Below are 17,988 nucleotides of genomic sequence, written 5' to 3'. Positions count from 1 at the left end.
GTGGTGGAACACTCCAGACGGAACCTTGCCAGCAGCCCCTCGAGCGTCACGAAGCACGTCTTCGTCACGGGTGGGGTGGTCTCCTCCCTCGGGAAGGGCCTGACGGCCTCGAGCCTCGGCCAGCTCCTGCGGGCGCGCGGGATGCGCGTCACGATGCAGAAGCTCGACCCCTACCTGAACGTGGACCCGGGGACGATGAACCCGTTCCAGCACGGTGAGGTCTTCGTCACGGAGGACGGCGCCGAGACCGATCTCGACATCGGTCACTACGAGCGCTTCCTCGACGTCGAGCTCGACCAGGGCTCCAACGTCACCACCGGCCAGGTCTACTCCACGGTCATCGCCAAGGAGCGACGCGGCGAGTACCTCGGCGACACCGTGCAGGTCATCCCGCACATCACCGACGAGATCAAGACGCGCATGCGGGCGCGGGCGCACGACGACGACGCGCCCGACGTGATCATCACCGAGATCGGGGGCACGGTCGGCGACATCGAGAGCCAGCCGTTCCTCGAGGCCGCGCGCCAGGTGCGCCAGGACGTCGGCCGCGCCAACGTCTTCTTCCTCCACGTCTCCCTCGTGCCCTACATCGGCCCGAGCAAGGAGCTCAAGACCAAGCCGACGCAGCACTCCGTGGCCGCCCTGCGCAGCATCGGCATCCAGCCGGACGCGATCGTGTGCCGCTCCGACCGGCCGCTGCCCGAGGGCATCAAGACGAAGATCGCGGCGATGTGCGACGTCGACGACGAGGCCGTGGTCAACTGCGCCGACGCGCCGAGCATCTACGACATCCCCAAGGTCATCCACTCCGAGGGCCTGGACGCCTACGTGGTGCGCCGCCTCGGCCTGCCGTTCCGCGACGTCGACTGGACCACCTGGGGGTCGGTGCTCGACGCCGTGCACCACCCGCGCGACGAGGTCGAGATCGCGCTCGTCGGCAAGTACGTCGGCCTGCCCGACGCCTACCTGTCCGTCACCGAGGCGATGCGCGCCGGTGGTTTCGCCAACGACGCCCGGGTGACGATCCGCTGGGTCGAGTCCGACCAGTGCGAGACGCCGGAGGGCGCGCGCAGGGCCCTCGAGGGCGTTGACGCCGTGCTGGTTCCCGGCGGGTTCGGCGTGCGCGGGATCGAGGGCAAGCTCGGCGCGCTGACCTACGCGCGCCGCAACCTCGTGCCCACGCTCGGGATCTGCCTGGGCCTGCAGTGCATGGTGATCGAGTACGCGCGCACCGAGCTGGGCCTGCCCGAGGCGTCCTCCTCGGAGTTCGACCCGGCCACGCCCGACCCGGTCGTCGCGACGATGGCCGAGCAGCTCGCGATCGTGGGCGGCGACGGCGACCTCGGCGGCACCATGCGGCTGGGCTCCTACGAGGCCGTGCTGACCCCGGGGTCGGTCGCCGCCGCGACGTACGGCGCCGAGCGGGTCACCGAGCGCCACCGCCACCGCTACGAGGTGAACAACGCCTACCGCGAGCGTCTGGAGGAGGCGGGGCTGCGGATCAGCGGGACCTCGCCGGACTCCTCGCTCGTGGAGTTCGTCGAGCTCCCGGCCGACGTGCACCCCTACTACATCGCCACGCAGGCGCACCCCGAGTTCAAGTCGCGCCCCACGCGGGCGCACGAGCTCTTCAGCGGACTGGTCGACGCCGCACTCGCGCGGCAGCGCGACACGCGTCTGCTCGAGGTCGAGCAGGTCCGGTGAGCGGTCCGACGGCGGCGGGCGCCGCTGACGGGAGCCTCACGAGCGGCGCCTCGTCCGTCATCGCGGACGAGCGGCGCGAGCGGCCCGTCGTCGCGAGCGAGACCGTTCTGGACGGCGCGATCTTCGACGTCGAGCGCCGGCGGGTCGACCTGGACGAGGCCGGGGTGGTGACGCGGGAGTTCGTCACGCACCCCGGGGCGGTCGCCGTCGTCGCCCTCGACGACGAGGGCCGCGTGGCCATGATCCGGCAGTACCGCGTCCCGGTCGCCGCCCACCTGTGGGAGATCCCCGCCGGGCTGCTGGACGCCGGGCCGGAGGAGTCCCTCCTGCTGGCCGCGCAGCGCGAGCTCGCCGAGGAGATCGATCTGCGTGCGGCGCGCTGGGACGTGCTGGTGGACCAGGCCAGCTCGGCCGGGATGACCACCGAGGTGGTGCGCGTGTTCCTGGCGCGCGACCTGTCGGCGGCGCCCGCCGGGGACTTCGTCCGCGAGGGCGAGGAGGCCGAGATCGAGCTGCGCTGGGTGCCGCTGGCCGACGCCGTCGACGCCGTGCTGGCGGGCGCGGTGCACAGCGTGAGCGCCGTCGTCGGTCTGCTCGCGGCCGAGCGGGCGCAGCGGTCGGGCTTCGCCGCTCTGCGGCCGGTGACGGCCGCGTCCCTCCTACGCCCGGACGTGATCCCTGCCTGAGGCCCACGGTGTGTCGGCGTCCTCGGCGGCGCCGCGGGTCCGCAGGGAGAGCACCGCGAAGGTGACGGCGGTGACGAGCCCGGCCGAGCCGATGAGGTGGATCGCCACGAGCCCGATCGGGAGCCCGGTGAAGTACTGGGTGTAGCCGATTCCGCCCTGCGCGAGCGTCACGACGGCGAGGATCCACCAGGTGCGGCGGACCCGGGCGAGGGTGGTTCGGGCGTCGGCGTCGTCGGCGTCGCTGGTGGTCTCGGCCGCCCGCACCCCGCGGTGGTGCAGGACCACGAGCACCCCGGCGAGGGCCAGGACGAAGACCCACACCGAGACGGCGTGCAGCCGGGCCATCAGCGCCGGGTCGACCGGGAACCGGTAGCCGACCTCGGAGTCGCCCGAGTGCGGGCCGGCGCCGGTCGTGATCACGCCGAGCACGACCACGACGGCGGTGAGCAGGCCGAACCCGGCGGGCACGGCGCGCAGGACGGCGGCCCGCCAGCCGCTCGCGAGGAGCCGGGGCCGGCGCGCACCGTCACCCTCGCGAAGTCGGGCCACCAGCACGGCCGATCCCCAGACGAGGGCGGCCGAGATGAGGAAGTGGCCGCCGACGACTGCCGGGTGGAGGTCCACCAGGACCGTGATACCCCCGATCAGCGCCTGGACCAGCACGCCGACGAGCGGGACCAGCCCGAGGATGCGGAAGCGCACGGTGCGTGCGCGGGTCGCGGGGGAGAAGAGGATGAGGACGGCGAGCGCGAGCGCGATCACGACGAGCACCCCGGTCAGGGTGCGGTTGCCGAACTCGATGAAGGGGTGCAGCGTCGTCGCCTCGTGGAACACGGGGGTGAACTCGCCCGGTTCACACTCGGGCCAGGTGGAGCACCCGAGCCCGGAGGCCGTCAGTCGCACGACGCCGCCGGTGAGGATGATCACGGACTGCGCCACGAGGTTGGCGACCGCGACGACGAACGTCACGCGCGGGGTCATTCGAGCCGTGACGCGAGGCGTCCGGGAGGGGCGGGGCTGGCGACGGCGGACACCGTCCCAGCGTATCCGCGGTGCCGCGCGGCTCCCAGCCGCGCGAGCGTGGCCGCCGACACAGCGCTGCGGGCGCCCGGTGGTTCGGGCGCCCGCAGCGGTGGTGCTGGGTGGAGCGTGTGCGTCCTAGGACAGCACGTTGGTGTTCAGGCGGTAGAGGAAGGCGGCCATGGCGTCGCGCTGGACGGGGCTGAGCGGCTCGAACCGGTAGGTCGAACCGTCCGAGTTCAGCCAACCCGTGGTGATGCCGTTGTCCTCGAGCCAGCTGATCTCACGGAAGTACTGCGTGGTCGTGGTGACGTCCGTGAACTCGGCGGTGGAGGGTGTGGTGTAGCTGTCCACGTCGACGCCGGCCTGCTGGGCGTAGCGGTAGACGAAGGCGGCGATGGCGTCGCGGTTGATGTTCGCCAGGGGGCGGTACTCCTTGCCGGCGGGGGTGTCCCATCCGGTGGTGATCTTGGCGTCGTACGCCCAGGCGATCTCGGTGTAGTAGCGGTTGTCGGTGGGGACGTCGATGAAGGGTGAGGTGGTGGGTGGGGTGTAGTTCTGGGGTTTGGCCAGGCGGTAGAGGAAGACGGCCATGGCGTCGCGGGCGATGGGTGCCTGGGGGCGGAACTCCTTGCCGGTGGGGGTGTCCCATCCGGTGGTGATGCCCTGCTGGGCGAGCCAGGTGATGTCGGCGTAGAACTGGTTGTTCTCCGGGACGTCGGTGAAGGTCTGGGTGGCGGGGACCTGTGGCACGACGTTGCCGACGTCGATGATCTGGCCCTGCTTGCCTGCCTGGTTGTGCAGGTGGAGCAGGAGGACCTTCTCCCCGGAGGGGGTGGTCTCCACGCGCTGGTCCAGCGGGCCGAGGTCCTCGGTGCTGGAAGCCCGGGGAGTGCTGGGCGCGGGGGCCGGGCGGGTGACGTCGATCGACGTCCCCGGCAGACCCTCGAACACCGGCGCGCCTCCGTCACCGAACACCAGACCCTCACCCGTCGTGTACGACAGGTCGCTGACCGTGTCGTAGGTGTCCCCCGGAAGATCCCGCGCCATGCCCCGGACCGTGATCCCGAGCTCGACACCCGCCGCCACCTCCTCCGACGTGTAGCCGAGCGAGAGCAGTGACACCGGGAGCGCCGCGGCGCTCGAGTCGAAGAGGTTGCGGTCGACCTCCGGGGTGAGGGCGTCGACCCACTTGGCGTCGATGGCCTCGCCGTCCGGGTCGTAGAGGAAGGCGAGTGTCTGGTCGGCGTAGGTCTGGGTGCTGGCGGCGTACGCCTTCTCGGCCACGAGCGTGTACGTCCCGCGAGGGGTCTCCAGCTCGACCTGCAACCACACGTCCGCGCCGAGCGTCACCCAGGGCGCGTAGGTCTCGATCCCGATGGCGAGCTGCGGCTCGGGACCGTCGGCGCCGCTGACCGTGTACTCGGAGATCCCGATCGACCTGAGGTCGACCGCCTGACGGCTGCGGACGTCGGCCGGTTCGACCTGCGGTGACTGCGCCAGGAGGTTGAACGGCGCGACGATCGAGAGCCAGCCGCTTCCGTCCAGCCCGGTGCCGGCGAGCCCGAAGGCGGTGCTGGTGGCCTGCGGGGTCCCGAAGGTGATCGGGCCCGCGGTCGTCGTGCTCACAGGCTTCACGGCCGCGTTCACCGGGACACGCAGGAGGTCGGCCTGCGGAGCACCGGTGAGCTCGATCCACCCCTGGGGAGAGGTGACGAACTCCCGGTGGTCGCCGAAGGTGGGGTCGATCTCGTCCATGGTCGGGTCCAGCGTCCGCCGCACCGCGGCGGGGTCGGCGACCTCGAGCGTCACCTCGACGGTCGCGGTACCCCCGGCGGGGACCGTGACGCTCTCCGACGACAGCCGGTAGGTGACGCCGGCGACCTCGGTCTGCGGGCGGTAGCCGACACCGACCGTCGCCGCGGCGTCACCGCTGTTGAACACCTCGAGAGTCCTGGTGACGCTCGTGGGTGCGTCGACCTCGATCACACCGAAACCCAGCGAGACGCCGGCCGGGTTGTCCTTGTCGTAGGCGATGACTGAGGTCGAGGTGGCGGCGAGGGCGTCGACTCGACCGGATCCCACGCGCTGCGGTCCGAAGACGTCCTCCCCGAGCGTCACGTCGTGGGTGGCGGTGTTCACCACGCCCGCCTTGACCTGGGTCGCGGTCCACCCGGGATGGGCCTGACGCGTCAGGGCCACGATCCCGGCGGCGTGCGGTGCCGCCATGGAGGTGCCGGTGTAGTTGAGGGTGCCGTTGCCCGTGCCGACGTTCGCCGAGACGATCGAGGTCCCCGGCGCCGCGACGTCGGGCTTGTTCGTCCCCAGGACGCTGTGGCCGCCGCGCGAGGAGCTGGCGTTGAGCGTGTCGACGCTCTCCGGGACCGTCACGCCGCGGAACACGAGGGTGTCGTCGAACGTCACGCTGAAGGGCGCGAGCACCGTGATCTCGCCGCTGGCGGCGTCGTAGTCGAGCAGATCAGCCGTGTCCGACGCGAACAGCTGGGCGGTCGGGATGGTGTCCGCGCCGGTGAGGGCGGTGGCGAAGCCGTCGGCGACGTTGGAGAACAGCACACCGGCCGCACCCGCGTCCGCGGCGTTGGCCGTGCGTGCGGCTGAGCCGCAGGGCAGCGCGGCGTCGTCGTTCCAGGCGACGACGACGGTCGCACCCTCGACGCGCTCGGCGTCCTCCTCGCTGTACGTCTCGCAGCCCGAGTTGTAGGCGAGCGACCCAGGGGTGAGGGCGACCACGTCCGAGGGCCCGACCGGGCCGTCGGGGAACTCGTAGGCGATCGAGTACTGGGAGGGTGCGGTGTCCTCGACACCGTCGACCGTGAGGGAGATGCCGGCGTAGTCACTCGTGCCGCTGACGGAGTTGGCCACCATGATCGAGGCGTTCGCGTTGCCGGGCGAACCTGCGATCTCGGTGACGTCACCCGAGTTGCCGGCGGAGATGACGAACGACTTGCCCGCCGCCACCAGTGCGTCGATCTGGTCGTTCTCCGGGTCGTCGGCGTTGCCGAACGTCTCGCCCAGCGACAGGTTGACCACCGTCACCTGCTCGGCGAGAGCGTTCGTCGGGTCGCCGAGCCAGTCGAGGGCGTCCCCGACCACCCAGGTGCTGCCCGCGCACCCGAACACCTTGAGGGCGACCAGGTCGGCCTCGGGCGCGGCGCCGGGGCCGATCGCCATACCGAGCTGATCCTCGGCCGTCAGGGTGCCGTAGTCACCCTGGAACGTCGCGCCGTCGGCCGAGACGCCCCAGCCGGCCGCCGTGCCGGCGACGTGCGTGCCGTGCGCGCCGCTGCGCACGATGGTCGGGTCGACGTCGGTGCACAGCGAAGCCGCCTCGTCGATCGGGTTGGGGTCGGGGTCGACGGGGAGCGACGTCCGGGTGGAGCCGTGCAGACGGCCGGCGAAGTCGTACCCCCGACCACCTTGCCCTGGGGCCAGGTCGGGGCCGCCGTCAGGTAGGCCTCGGCGGGGGCGCCCAGCGACCCGGGGTAGGACTCGGCCGGGACGGGGTCGCTCGTGAAGGTCGCGTGGGTGAAGTCGATGCCGGAGTCGATGACGGCGATCGTCTGACCCTCGCCCGTCAGGCCACCGGCAGCCTGCCATGCCGCGGACGTCCCGGTCAGCAGGTTCGAGCCACCGTGGGACTGGGGCTCCTTCGGCACGATCGGGCGGATCGAGACGACGTCGTCACGCTCGGCGAGGTCCCGGAGTGCGTCGGCGTCAGCGGTCAGGGCCACCCCCGACACGGTGTTCGTCGTCGTGTAGAGGACTTCGGTCCCGGCGGGGAGGACGCCGACGACGTCGGCGACGTCCCGCTCGACCGCGGCGGCCGCCGATGCGGCCTCGTCCTGACCCTGGGCGCTGAGACCGTCGATCTGTGCCCGGGCCAGCACCTCCCGCGTGGTCGGGGTCGTGAGCTTCACGAAGACGGTGGTCGGTCCGTCGCCCGCGTCCAGGGTCCGGACCTTCTCGTCCGGCACCGACGGGACCGAGGTCTTGTCGGTCCCGAGCGGCTCGGCGGCCGGGAGCGTGGTCGGGTCGGACAGATCGTCCGGGGCGGCGGGCTCGGCCGTCGCTCCGACGGCCGTGGTGATCAGCAGCGCTGCGGCGGCCGCAGCGGCGGTCGGGAAACGCCACCGTGGGCGGGGGAGGGGAGAGGACACGCGTTCGCTCCAGGGTTCTCGGGTGACCTGATGACGTCAGGTGAGAGCGACATTAAGGGGCCATCATTCTGGAGTAAAGAATTCCTGGACGATTGCTGATGACGTTCTTTTCGGAACTGATTGGGAGGCTATTTGTTCGGGAGGGAACGGTGGGAGAAAGACGACAGCGGGCGCCCGGCCTGGTCGGCCGGACGCCCGCTGTCGTGCGAGGTGGTGGGTCGGGATGCCCACCGTCGAAGGTTCTAGCTCAGGACCTCCGTGCTCAGGCGGTGCAGGAATGCTGCCATGGCGTCACGCTTGGTCGACTCGAGCGGGCGGAACGACCCGTCGTCCCAGCCGCGTGCGATGTCGACCGACGCGAGCCAGCTGATCTCGCGGTAGAACTGCTGACCGGGCGCGACGTCCGTGAACGGCGAGTCCGCCGGCTCCGGGAAGCCGGACAGGTCCAGGCCCTCGTTCTCGGCGTACCGGTACAGGAACGCCGCGATCGCGTCGCGGGCGATCGGCTCGAGCGGGCGGAAGGTACCGTCCGGCCACCCGGTCGTGATCCCGGCCTGCGAGGCCCACACGATCTCCGTGTAGAACTGGTTGCTCTCCGGCACGTCGCTGAAGGGCGAGGAGTCGGGGAGGTCGACGTCGGGCTCGCCCGCGAGACGGTAGAGGAACGCCGCCATCGCGTCGCGGTTGATCGGGCTCAGCGGCTCGTAGCGGAACGTGCCGTCGCCGTTGTCCCAACCGCGCGAGACGCCCTCGGCGGCGAGCCAGGTGATGTCGTCGTAGAACAGGTCGCCCTTCGTCACGTCGGTGAAGACGATGTCGCCGGGCACCTGCGCCTTGACGTTCTGCACGTCGACGATCTGGCCCTGCTTGCCGACCTTGTTGTGCAGGTGCAGGAAGAGCACCCGCTCACCGCTCGGCACGGTCTCGACGCGCTCCTGGGTGGAGACGCCGCCGGGACCGGCGAGGTCCGGTCGCGGCTGGCCGGAGAGTGCCGGAGCGGTGGCACCACCGAGACGTGTGACCGGGATGGAGGTGTTCGGCAGGCCCACGAGCACCGCGGCGCCCTGGTCGGCGAAGCCGAGGCCCTCGCCCCACGTGAAGTCCAGGTCGGCGACGGTGTCGTACACACCGCCGTCGGCCAGGAAGGAGGTGCCGCTCACGCTGTAGGTGAACGAAATGTCCCCCGCCGCGATCTGCGCCGGTGTGAAGCCCAGCGACTCGGCCGACACGGGCAGCAGGGCCGCCGCCGAGTCGAAGGAGTTGGTGTCGATCGACGCCGGGACGTCGTTGATGAACTCCAGACCGGTGTTGGCCCCCGCCTCGTTGTAGACGAGCACGAGAGAGAGGTCGTACCGGTCGATCCCGTCGTAGTACTTCTGCACGACGACCTCGTACGGACCCTGGGGGTGTCGACCTCGATCAGCAGCGAGTTCGAGGCTCCGAGAGTCGCCCACGGGCCGTGGGTCTCGACGCCGAAACCGATGTACGGGGTGTCCGCGTCGAGGTAGTACTGCGAGGTGCCGACAGCCTTGATGTCGGCGGCCTGGAGGCTGGCGTCCGCGTCGGCGTCGAGCAGCGGGGACTCCGCCGCGAGGTTGAGCGGGACGGTGGCGGAGAGGTAGCCCTCCTGGTCCACACCACGACCGGCGAGGCCGACGTGGGTGGAGGTGGCGACGTCGGACCCGAAGACGATCGGACCGGCGGCGACGGCGCTGGAGGGCTTGACCGCGGCGCTGACCGGAACGCGCAGCGTCTCGACCTCGGGGGCACCCGTGAGCTCGATCCAGCCCTGCGGGATGGTCAGGAACTCGCGCGGCAGGCCGGCGACCTGGGACGGCGCCATGGACGGGTCCAGCGTGCGCGCGACGGCGGCGGGGTCAGCCACCGACAGCGTGACGTCGACCTCGGCGGTGCCGCCGGCCGGGACGGTGACGGAGGACGCGGACAGCGTGTACTCCACCCCGGGCACCGTGGTCTGCGCGGTGTAGCCGACGCCGAGCGTGACCTCGGCGTCGCCGGTGTTGAGCATCTCGACGGTGCGCGTGATCGAGGTCGCGCGCGTCGGGTCGAGCTCGACGACGCCGAAGCCGACCGAGACGCCGTCGGAGTTGCCCTTGTCGTAGGCGATGACGGTGTTGTTGACCGAGTCGAACGCGTCGACCCGGCCGCTGCCGACCCGCTGCGGGCCGAAGGCGACGTCACCGATGGTGACGTCGTGCGTGGCGGTGTTCATGACGCCCGCCTTGACCTGGGCGGCGCTCCAGTCGGGGTGCGCGGCGCGGGTCAGAGCAGCGACGCCGGCGGCGTGCGGGGCAGCCATCGACGTGCCGGACTTGTTGGTCCAGCCGTTGCCGGAGCCGACGGCGACCGAGGCGATGGTCGTGCCGGGCGCGGCGACGTCGGGCTTGGTCGAGCCGAGCGACCCGTGCACGCCTCGCGAAGAGGAGTCGTTGAGCGTGTCGGCCACGCTGGGGGCGGCGACGCTCAGGACCGACAGGGAGTTGTCGTAGGTGATCTCCAGCGGCTCGGGGATGGTGATGACGCCCGTGGCGGGCGTGTAGTCGAGCAGCTCGGCGGTCACCGGGCCGGTGAACTGGAACGTCGGGATGCGCTCGTCACCGGACAGGCCGGCCGCGAACACCTCGCTCAGACCCGTGAACACGATGCCCGAGGCGCCGGCGACGGCGGCGTTCCCCGCGCGGGCGGCGGAACCGCAGGGCAGGCCCACGGTGTCGTCCCACGCGACGACGACGGTCTTGCCGGCGACGTTCGCGGCGTCCTCGGGGGAGTACGGGAAGCAGCCCGAGTAGTAGTCGAGCTCGCTCGGCTCCGGGAACTGCGCCGACGGAGCGGGCAGCAGCGGCGTCTCGAGCGTGACGACCTCGGACGGCCCGACGGGTCCGTTCGGGAAGGTGTAGGCGATCGAGTACTGACCGGGGACGGTCTCGGACTCGCCGTCGCCGACCGTCACGGCCGCGCCCTCGAAGTTGAAGGTGTCGGCGACCGAGTTGGCGACCGAGAGGCTCGAGTTGGCGTTGCCCGGGGAACCGCCGATGTCGTGGGTGTCGCCCGAGTTGCCGGCCGAGGTGACCACGACGACGCCCTCGTCGACCAGCTGGTCGATCAGCGCGTTCTCGGGGTCGTCGACCGTGGAGAAGGTCGACCCGATCGACATGTTGACGACGGTGACCTGCTGGGCGAGCTCGTTGGTCGGGTCGAGCAGCCAGTCGAGTGCGGCGCCCGTCACGGAGCTGCTGCCGGCGCAGCCGAAGATTTTGAGCGCGACGAGGTCGGCATCGGGTGCGGAGCCGGGACCGACCTGCATGGCGAGCAGCTCCTCCTCGCCCAGGGTGGTGTAGTCGCCCTCGAACGTCGTGCCGTCCGCCTCGACGCCCCAACCGGCGGCCGTACCCGCGACGTGCGAGCCGTGACCGTCGCTGCGCGGCGAGGTGGGAGGAACCTCGCCGCACAGGCCGGGGGCCTCGTCCAGCGGGTTGGCGTCCGGCTCGGGGAGCTGGCCGGCGGCCGCGGTGTAATTCAGACCGGCGAAGTCGTACCCGCCCAGCACCTTGCCCTGCGGCCACTCGGGCTCGGTGGCCAGCAGGGTCTTCGTGGCGTCGTTCAGCTCGGCCGGGTAGGCGTACTGGGGATCGGCGTTGAAGGACGCGTGGGTGAAGTCGATGCCGGAGTCGATGACGGCGATCGTCTGGCCCTCGCCGGTGACACCGGCGTTCTGCCAGGAGGCGGCCGAACCCGTGAAGAGGTCGATGCCAGCGTTGGACTGACGCTCCTTCGGGATGATCGGCTTGACGGAGACGACGTCGTCGCGGTCCGCGAGGGCGCGGAGCGCGTCGGCGTCGGCGCTGACCGCGACGCCGGCGAGGCCGTTCGTCGCGGTGTACAGCACGGTGACGTCACCGAGGTCGTCGACGACCTCGTCCGCCGTGCTCTCGATCTGCTGCTGCGCGGTGTCGGCGACCGCCTGCGGCGAGGCGGAGCGCGACTGCGCCACGGCCTCTCGGGTGGTGGAGTCGGTGAACTCGACGAAGGCCTCGGTCGGTCCGCTGAGACCTGCCAGGGACTGCACCTTCAGGGCGGTCGTGTCGGCGTCGGTGCCGGTCAGCGCCTCCGCCGAGGGCAGGGTGGCGGGGTCGACCTCGTCTCCCGGCTCGGCCGTCGCTCCGACGGCGGACGTGATCAGCAACGCTGCTGCGGCCACGGTTGCAGCGGGGTACCGCCACCGTGGGTGCTGGGGGTGTGGTGACACGCGAATCTCCAGGTGTTGGGCGAACCTGTGGGTACACAGGTGGGGTCGACGTTAAGGTTCCGTCCCGTCGACAGTAAAGGCCTCATGTTTCACCGACGTTGACGATCAGGGTGCGGTCAAGAACGTGCATCACGGCCTTGGTGTCTGTGATCCGCGCCACCGTGCGGATCGCGGCCCCGCACACAGCGCTGCGGGCGCCCGGTGGTTCGGGCGCCCGCAGCGGTGGTGCTGGGTGGAGCGTGTGCGTCCTAGGACAGCACGTTGGTGTTCAGGCGGTAGAGGAAGGCGGCCATGGCGTCGCGCTGGACGGGGCTGAGCGGCTCGAACCGGTGGGTGGTGCCGTCGGGGTTCAGCCATCCGGTGGTGATGCCGTTGTCGGCGAGCCAGCTGACCTCGCGGAAGTACTGCGTGGTGGTGGTGAGGTCGGTGAACTCGGCTGTCGAGGGTGTGGTGTAGCTGTCGACGTCGATGCCGGCGTGGTCGGCGTAGCGGTAGACGAAGGCTGCGATCGCGTCGCGGTTGATGTTGGCCAGCGGGCGGAACTCCTTGCCGGCCGGTGTGTCCCAACCGGTGGTGATGCCTGCCTGGAAGGCCCAGGCGATCTCCGTGAAGTACTGGTTGTCGGTGGGGACGTCGATGAACGGTGACGTCGTGGGCGGGGTGTAGTTCTCGGGCTTGGCCAGGCGGTAGAGGAATGCGGCCATGGCGTCGCGTGCGATGGGTGCCAGGGGTCGGAACTCCTTGCCGGCGGGGGTGTCCCACCCGGTCGTGATCTCCTGGTTCGCCAGCCAGGTGATGTCGGGGTGGAACTGGTTGGTGGCCGGGACGTCGATGAAGCGTTGGTCGGCGGGGACCTGTGGCACGATGTTGCCGACGTCGATGATCTGGCCCTGCTTGCCTGCCTGGTTGTGCAGGTGGAGCAGGAGGACCTTCTCTCCGGAGGGTGTGGTCTCCACGCGTTCGCCGGCGGCGTCGGGTCCCACGGTCCCGGCGTCGGGGGCGGGGGAGTGGCGGGTGCGGGTGCCGATCGTGTGACGTCGATCGACGTCCCCGGCAGGCCCTCGAAGACCGCCGACGACCCGCCACCGAAGGTCAGACCCGACCCCGTGCGGAACGACAGGTTGGAGATCTGCTCCTGCGGCGAGGCGACGATCAGTCGCAGATCGACCCCGGCGGCCACCTGTGCCGGGGTGTATCCGAGAGCTGTCAGCGAGACGGGCAGGACGGCGACGGTGGAGTCGAACGTGTTGGTGTCCACCGTGGCCGGCACGCCGTTGACGAACTCCGTGCGGATGTCCGTGGTCGAGTTGGGTGCTCGCAGCGTCACGACGCTCCGATCACCGAAGGTGGGGTTGGACCCGGCCTTCCGCAGCGTCACGATGTAGAGGCCGCGCGGGGTCTGGACGCCGACGAGGAACGTCGAGCTGGAAGCCCCCAGCGTCGCCCAGGGGCCCCAGGTCTCGATCCCCAGGGCGAGGTAGGGCTCCTCACCGACGCGGTACTGCGAGACACCCACGGACCTGAGGTCGGCGGACTGCGCTGCGGCGGGCCCGTCGGGGTCGATCTGCGGCGAGGTCGCAAGGAGGTTGAACGGCGCCACCATCGAGGTGTACCCGCCGGTGTCGACACCTCGTCCGGCGATCCCGAAGGCGGTGGAGGTGGTCTGCGCCGTCCCGAAGGTGATCGGTCCGGCGACGGTCTCGCTGGCCGGCTTGACGGCGGCGCTGACGGGCAGGCGCAGCGTCTCGACCTCTGGTGCCCCCGTGAGCTCGATCCACCCCTGCGGCACGGTGAGGTACTCGCGAGGGGTGTTCGTGATGGGATCCGTCGAGCTCATCGTGGGGTCGATGGTGCGCTCGACGGCGTCGAGGTCGGTGACCTCCAGCGTCACGTCCAGGGTCGCGGTACCTCCGGGCGGGACCGTGACGCTCTCCGGCGAGAGCCGGTAGGCGACCCCGGGCACCTCGGTCTGGGCGCGGTAGCTCGCATCGAGGGTCGTGGCCGCGTCGCCGCCGTTGAAGATCTCGACGGTCCGCGTCAGCTCCGTCGGCCCGACCAGCTCGACGACGCCGAAGCCGACCGAGACCCCGTCCCGGTTCTCGCTGTCGTAGGCGATGACGGAGGTGCTCGTGGCCGCCACCGCGTCGACCCGGCCGGAGCCCACGCGCTGCGGGCCGAACGGGGTGCCGTCCACCACGACGTCGTGCACCGCGGTGTTCATCACCCCCGCCTTCACCTGGGCGGCGGTCCACCCCGGATTCGCCTCCCGGGTCAGTGCCACGATCCCCGCCGCGTGCGGTGCGGCCATGGACGTGCCGGACTTGATCGCGGATCCGTTGCCCGTGGCCACGGCCGCCGAGTTGATGCCGGTACCCGGAGCGGCGACATCCGGCTTGGTCGATCCGAAGGAACCGTGCACACCGCGGGACGAGCCCGGGTTGAGGGTGTCGGCGAGATCGGGGACCGCGACGCCCCGCTGGTAGGTCGAGGAGTCGAAGGTGATCGTGAACGGCGTGGAGATGCTGATGACGCCCGTCGTCGGCTCGTAGGCGAGGAGGCTCCGGGTGGCCGAGCCGATCATCTGGAAGGTCGGGACGGCGTCGGTGCCGGCCAGGCCCGCGGAGAAGGTCTCTCTCGTGGCGGTGAAGATCGTCCCGCCCGCACCGGCGTCGGATGCGTTCTGCGCCCGGGCCGCCGAACCGCACGGCAGCGGCGTCGTCGTGTCGTCCCAGGCCAGGACGACAGCCTTCCCGGCGACCCGCTCGCGATCGGCCGCGGTGTAGGGCTCGCACCCGGAGTTGTACGGCAGCGTCCCCGGGGTCAGGGTGACGGCGTCGAGCGGTCCGACCGGGCCGTCGGGGAACGTGAAGGCCTCGGAGTACTGGCCGCCGACGCCCTGCTCCGGTCCGCCGGCGACCGAGACCTTCGCTGCCACGTAGTCGGTCGTGTCGCTGATGGAGTTGGCCACGGACAGGGAGGCGTTCGAGTTCCCGGGCGACCCGCCGACGTCGTGCACGTCGCTCGAGTTGCCGGCGGAGATGACCACGACCTTGCCCGCCTCCGTGAGCTGCTGGACGCGCCTGCTCGTCGTGGCGTCGACCGGGGCGAGCGCCCCACCGAGCGACATGTTGACGACCGTCACGCGCTGGGCGATCTCGTTGGTGGGGTCGAGGAGCCAGTCGAGAGCGTCACCGCTGAAGCTGGTGACGCCGTCGCAGCCGAACACCTTCAGCGCGACGATGTCGGCCCCGGGTGCCGACCCCGGTCCGACGATCATCTGCTTCTGGTCCTCCTCGCCGAGGGCCGCGTAGTCACCCTCGAACGTCGTGCCTCCCGCGGTGACACCCCGGCCCGCGGCCGTCGCCGCCACGTGGGTGCCGTGTCCACCGCCACCGCCGGGACGGCACACCGCGGCGCCCTCGTCGATCGGGTTGCCGTCGGGTGCCGCAGCGGGGCCGCTCGAACCGACGTAGGCGCGCCCGACGAAGTCCCACCCGCCCACGACGTTGCCCTGCGGCCAGGTGGGGGTGGTCGCGAAGTAGCGCTCGGCCTCCTCGTCGAGGGTCGTCGGGTAGGCGGCGGCCGCCGCGGTGTCGGCGTTGAACGTCGCGTGGGTGAAGTCGACGCCGGAGTCGATCACGGCGATCGTCTGGCCCTCACCGGTCAGTCCGTCCAGGCCGTCCACACCCTGCCAGGCGGCGGACGCGCCGGTGAAGAGGTTGGAGCCACCGTTCGAGGTGCGCTCCATGGGGACGATCTCGGTGATCGAGCGCACGTCGTCGCGCTCGGCGAGTTCGCGCAGCGCAGCCGCGTCGGCCGTCAGGGCCACGCCGGCCAGACCGTGGGTGGAGGTGTACAGGACCTGGGTGTCGTCCGGCAGGGCGGCGACGACGGTGTCGGCAGCCTGCTCGACGACGCTCTCCGCGGTGGAGGCCTCGGTGCGTCCCTGGGGGCTCAGGCCATCGAGCTGGGAGACCGCGAGCGCCTCGCGGGTGGTGGGTGCGGTCACCTCGACGAAGACGGTCGTCGGTCCCTCCGCGTCCTGGATGTCGGTCGAGGCGCCCCCGGCGTCCGGGGCGTCCGATCCCGGCTGCGGGGTCACCGGCGCGGCGGGCGGGAGCGTCGTCGGATCGGGGAGGTCGCCCACGTCGGCGGGTTCGGCGGTGGCTCCCACCGCGGTCGTGATGAGCAGTGCTGCGGCGGTCACGGTCGCGGCGGGGTGGCGCCACCGTGGTCGTGGGGAGTGAGAAGGCACGCGTGAACTCCAGGATGTCGGTTCGACTGCGAAGGTGCAGGCGTGAATGACATTAGGGCGCGCCCAGTGCCCAGTAAAGGATTCCTGGAGCATTCCTGAAAATGATCTGTGATGAACGACTAGCGTGGCTGTTCGTTCATTCCTGAACGATTCTGCTGCTACGCCGTCGGGCGGAAGAATCGCCGGGCGAGGAGCGCGAGCAGGAGTGCCCAGCCGGCTGTCACGGCGACCGCGGCGACGTCGGTCCCTCCGCCGTCGAGCGCCTGGCGCAGCGCGTCGCCCATCGCGCCCGAGGGGAGCCACCGCGTGACGGCGCCGAGCGCCTCCGAGGTGGTGGACGCCGGCAGGACGAGGCCGCCCCCCACGAGCAGCAGGACCCACACGAGGTTCGCCAGGGCGAGCACCGCCTCGGCGCGCAGCGTCCCGGCGAGCAGGAGGCCGAGCGAGGTGAAGGCCACCGAGCCGAGGAGGACGACGCCGACGGCCGCGGGTACCCCGGCCGGATCCGGACGCCATCCCAGGGCCAGCGCGAGCGCACCAAGGACGAGCACCTGCACGATCTGGACGGCGAGGACCGAGCAGACCTTGCCCGTCACGATCCCGCGGGCGCCCAGCGGCGTGGTCGCGAGCAGCCGCAGCACGCCCCAGCGACGGTCGAACGCCGTCGCGATGGCCTGCGACGTGAAGGAGGAGGAGAGCACGGCGAGCGCCAGCACGCCGGGCGCGACGACGTCGAGGCGGTTCTGACCCGGGGCGAGGTCGAGCGAGAGGATCTCGCTGCGGCCGAGACCCACGAGCACCAGGGCGGGCAGCACGATCGAGACGAGCAGCTGCTCGCCGTGCCGCAGCGCCGAGACGGCCTCGAAGACCGCGTAGTGCAGGACGCGCCTCATCGGGTCCCTCCCGTCGCCTCGAGGGCCGTCAGCCGGAGGTAGGCGTCCTCGAGGGTGCCGCCCCCGACCTCGAGGGCGGTCAGCCGCACGTCGTGGTCGGCGCACCAGGAGGTGATCCCGGCGAGCACCTCCGGTGCGGGGTCGCGCCGGAGGACGAGCACGTCGTCCGGCATCGCCGGCACGGTCTCGACCCGCGCACCCACGGCGAGCGCGAGATCCTCGGCGGCCTCGTGCGCGAGCGGCGCGGCGGTGCGCAGCCGCACGGTGTCGGGGGCGGCGTGGCGCTCGACCAGCTCGCGGGGCGAGCCGGAGACGACGAGCCGTCCGCGGGCCATCACGTGGACGACGTCGGCCAGGGCCTCCGCCTCCTCCAGGAGGTGCGTGGTGAGCACGACGGCGGTGCCGCCGTCGCGCAGCGCACGCACGAGGTCCCAGACGGCCCGTCGCGAGTGAGGATCCAGACCGGCGCTCGGCTCGTCCAGGAACAGCAGCGCGGGTTCGGACAGCATCGCCGCCCCGAGCGCGACGCGCTGGCGCTGGCCGCCCGAGAGGCGTCGGACACTCGTGCGGGCGACGTCGGCGAGGTCGAGGCGCTCCAGGAGCGCCGGCACCTCGGTGCCGGCGTCGCGCCCGCGCAGGCGGGCGAGCAGGGTCAGGACGTCCCGGGTGGAGCGTCCCATCGGCAGGCCGCCGTCCTGCAGCATCACGCCGACGGCGGCGCGCGCCTCGTCGGAACCGGGCCGGTGGCCCAGGACGGCGATGGTGCCGCGGTCGGGTCGCCGCAGCCCCTCCGCGCACTCGATCGTGGTGGTCTTGCCGGCACCGTTGGGGCCGAGGACCGCGGTGATCCGTCCCGCGCCCGCCGTGAGGCTGAGGCCGTCCACCACTCCTCGTCCGGCGTAGGCGACGTGGAGGTCGTCGATCACGAGGGCGGGGGAGGGCACGGGGGGTGATTCTACGGCGGTGCGTGCGGCGTCGAGACCCG

10 protein-coding genes are annotated in these 17,988 nt (G+C 71.5%); 2 read left to right on the top strand and 8 right to left on the bottom strand.

What is annotated here, in order from left to right; all coding sequences use genetic code 11:
- Positions 1 to 3 precede the first annotated feature (3 nt).
- Both pyrG and QQK22_RS07870 read left to right on the top strand, forming a co-directional pair.
- The gene (gene pyrG / locus QQK22_RS07875) at positions 4 to 1,704 is read left to right on the top strand and encodes a CTP synthase (RefSeq protein WP_284250434.1); all 1,701 of its coding nucleotides are present in this window, start codon (positions 4 to 6) and stop codon (positions 1,702 to 1,704) included.
- Positions 1,701 to 2,390, top strand: a complete 690-nt coding sequence (locus QQK22_RS07870; RefSeq protein ID WP_284250433.1) for an NUDIX domain-containing protein — start codon at positions 1,701 to 1,703, stop codon at positions 2,388 to 2,390. Before pyrG ends, QQK22_RS07870 begins: the two co-directional genes overlap by 4 nt.
- Here the strand turns inward: QQK22_RS07870 and QQK22_RS07865 are convergent.
- The 8 genes from QQK22_RS07865 to QQK22_RS07830 all read right to left on the bottom strand — a co-directional run bounded on the left by QQK22_RS07865 (position 2,364) and on the right by QQK22_RS07830 (position 17,947).
- A complete protein-coding gene (locus QQK22_RS07865) occupies positions 2,364 to 3,359 on the bottom strand; it encodes a COX15/CtaA family protein (RefSeq protein WP_284250432.1) in 996 nt (331 codons plus the stop codon). The genes QQK22_RS07870 and QQK22_RS07865 overlap by 27 nt on opposite strands.
- 189 nt (positions 3,360 to 3,548) lie before the next feature.
- Entirely contained in the window at positions 3,549 to 6,722 is a 3,174-nt protein-coding gene (locus tag QQK22_RS07860; RefSeq protein WP_284250431.1) for a S8 family serine peptidase, read from the bottom strand.
- A complete protein-coding gene (locus tag QQK22_RS07855) occupies positions 6,623 to 7,588 on the bottom strand; it encodes a S8/S53 family peptidase (protein WP_284250430.1) in 966 nt (321 codons plus the stop codon). Before QQK22_RS07855 ends, QQK22_RS07860 begins: the two co-directional genes overlap by 100 nt.
- Before the next feature lie 242 nt (positions 7,589 to 7,830).
- Positions 7,831 to 8,262: an S-layer homology domain-containing protein gene (locus tag QQK22_RS07850; protein ID WP_348525636.1), complete on the bottom strand. Its 432-nt coding sequence runs from the start codon at positions 8,260 to 8,262 to the stop codon at positions 7,831 to 7,833.
- 482 nt (positions 8,263 to 8,744) lie between these two features.
- Entirely contained in the window at positions 8,745 to 11,807 is a 3,063-nt protein-coding gene (locus QQK22_RS07845) for a S8 family serine peptidase (protein WP_284250429.1), read from the bottom strand.
- Positions 11,808 to 12,204: 397 nt separating this feature from the next.
- Positions 12,205 to 16,062 carry a S8 family serine peptidase gene (locus QQK22_RS07840; protein ID WP_284250428.1) on the bottom strand — a complete coding sequence of 1,286 codons (3,858 nt, stop codon included), beginning with the start codon at positions 16,060 to 16,062 and terminating at the stop codon, positions 12,205 to 12,207.
- A gap of 206 nt (positions 16,063 to 16,268) precedes the next feature.
- Positions 16,269 to 17,003, bottom strand: a complete 735-nt coding sequence (locus QQK22_RS07835) for an ABC transporter permease (RefSeq protein ID WP_284250427.1) — start codon at positions 17,001 to 17,003, stop codon at positions 16,269 to 16,271.
- Positions 17,000 to 17,947 carry an ABC transporter ATP-binding protein gene (locus QQK22_RS07830; RefSeq protein ID WP_284250426.1) on the bottom strand — a complete coding sequence of 316 codons (948 nt, stop codon included), beginning with the start codon at positions 17,945 to 17,947 and terminating at the stop codon, positions 17,000 to 17,002. The genes QQK22_RS07835 and QQK22_RS07830 overlap by 4 nt, the downstream gene beginning before the upstream one ends.
- Positions 17,948 to 17,988: the final 41 nt, after the last annotated feature.

It is taken from the genome of Litorihabitans aurantiacus, assembly GCF_030161595.1.
Lineage (GTDB): Bacteria > Actinomycetota > Actinomycetes > Actinomycetales > Beutenbergiaceae > Litorihabitans > Litorihabitans aurantiacus.
The sequence above is the reverse complement of the archived record's forward strand: the minus strand, read 5'-3'. Positions and strand labels throughout refer to the sequence as shown.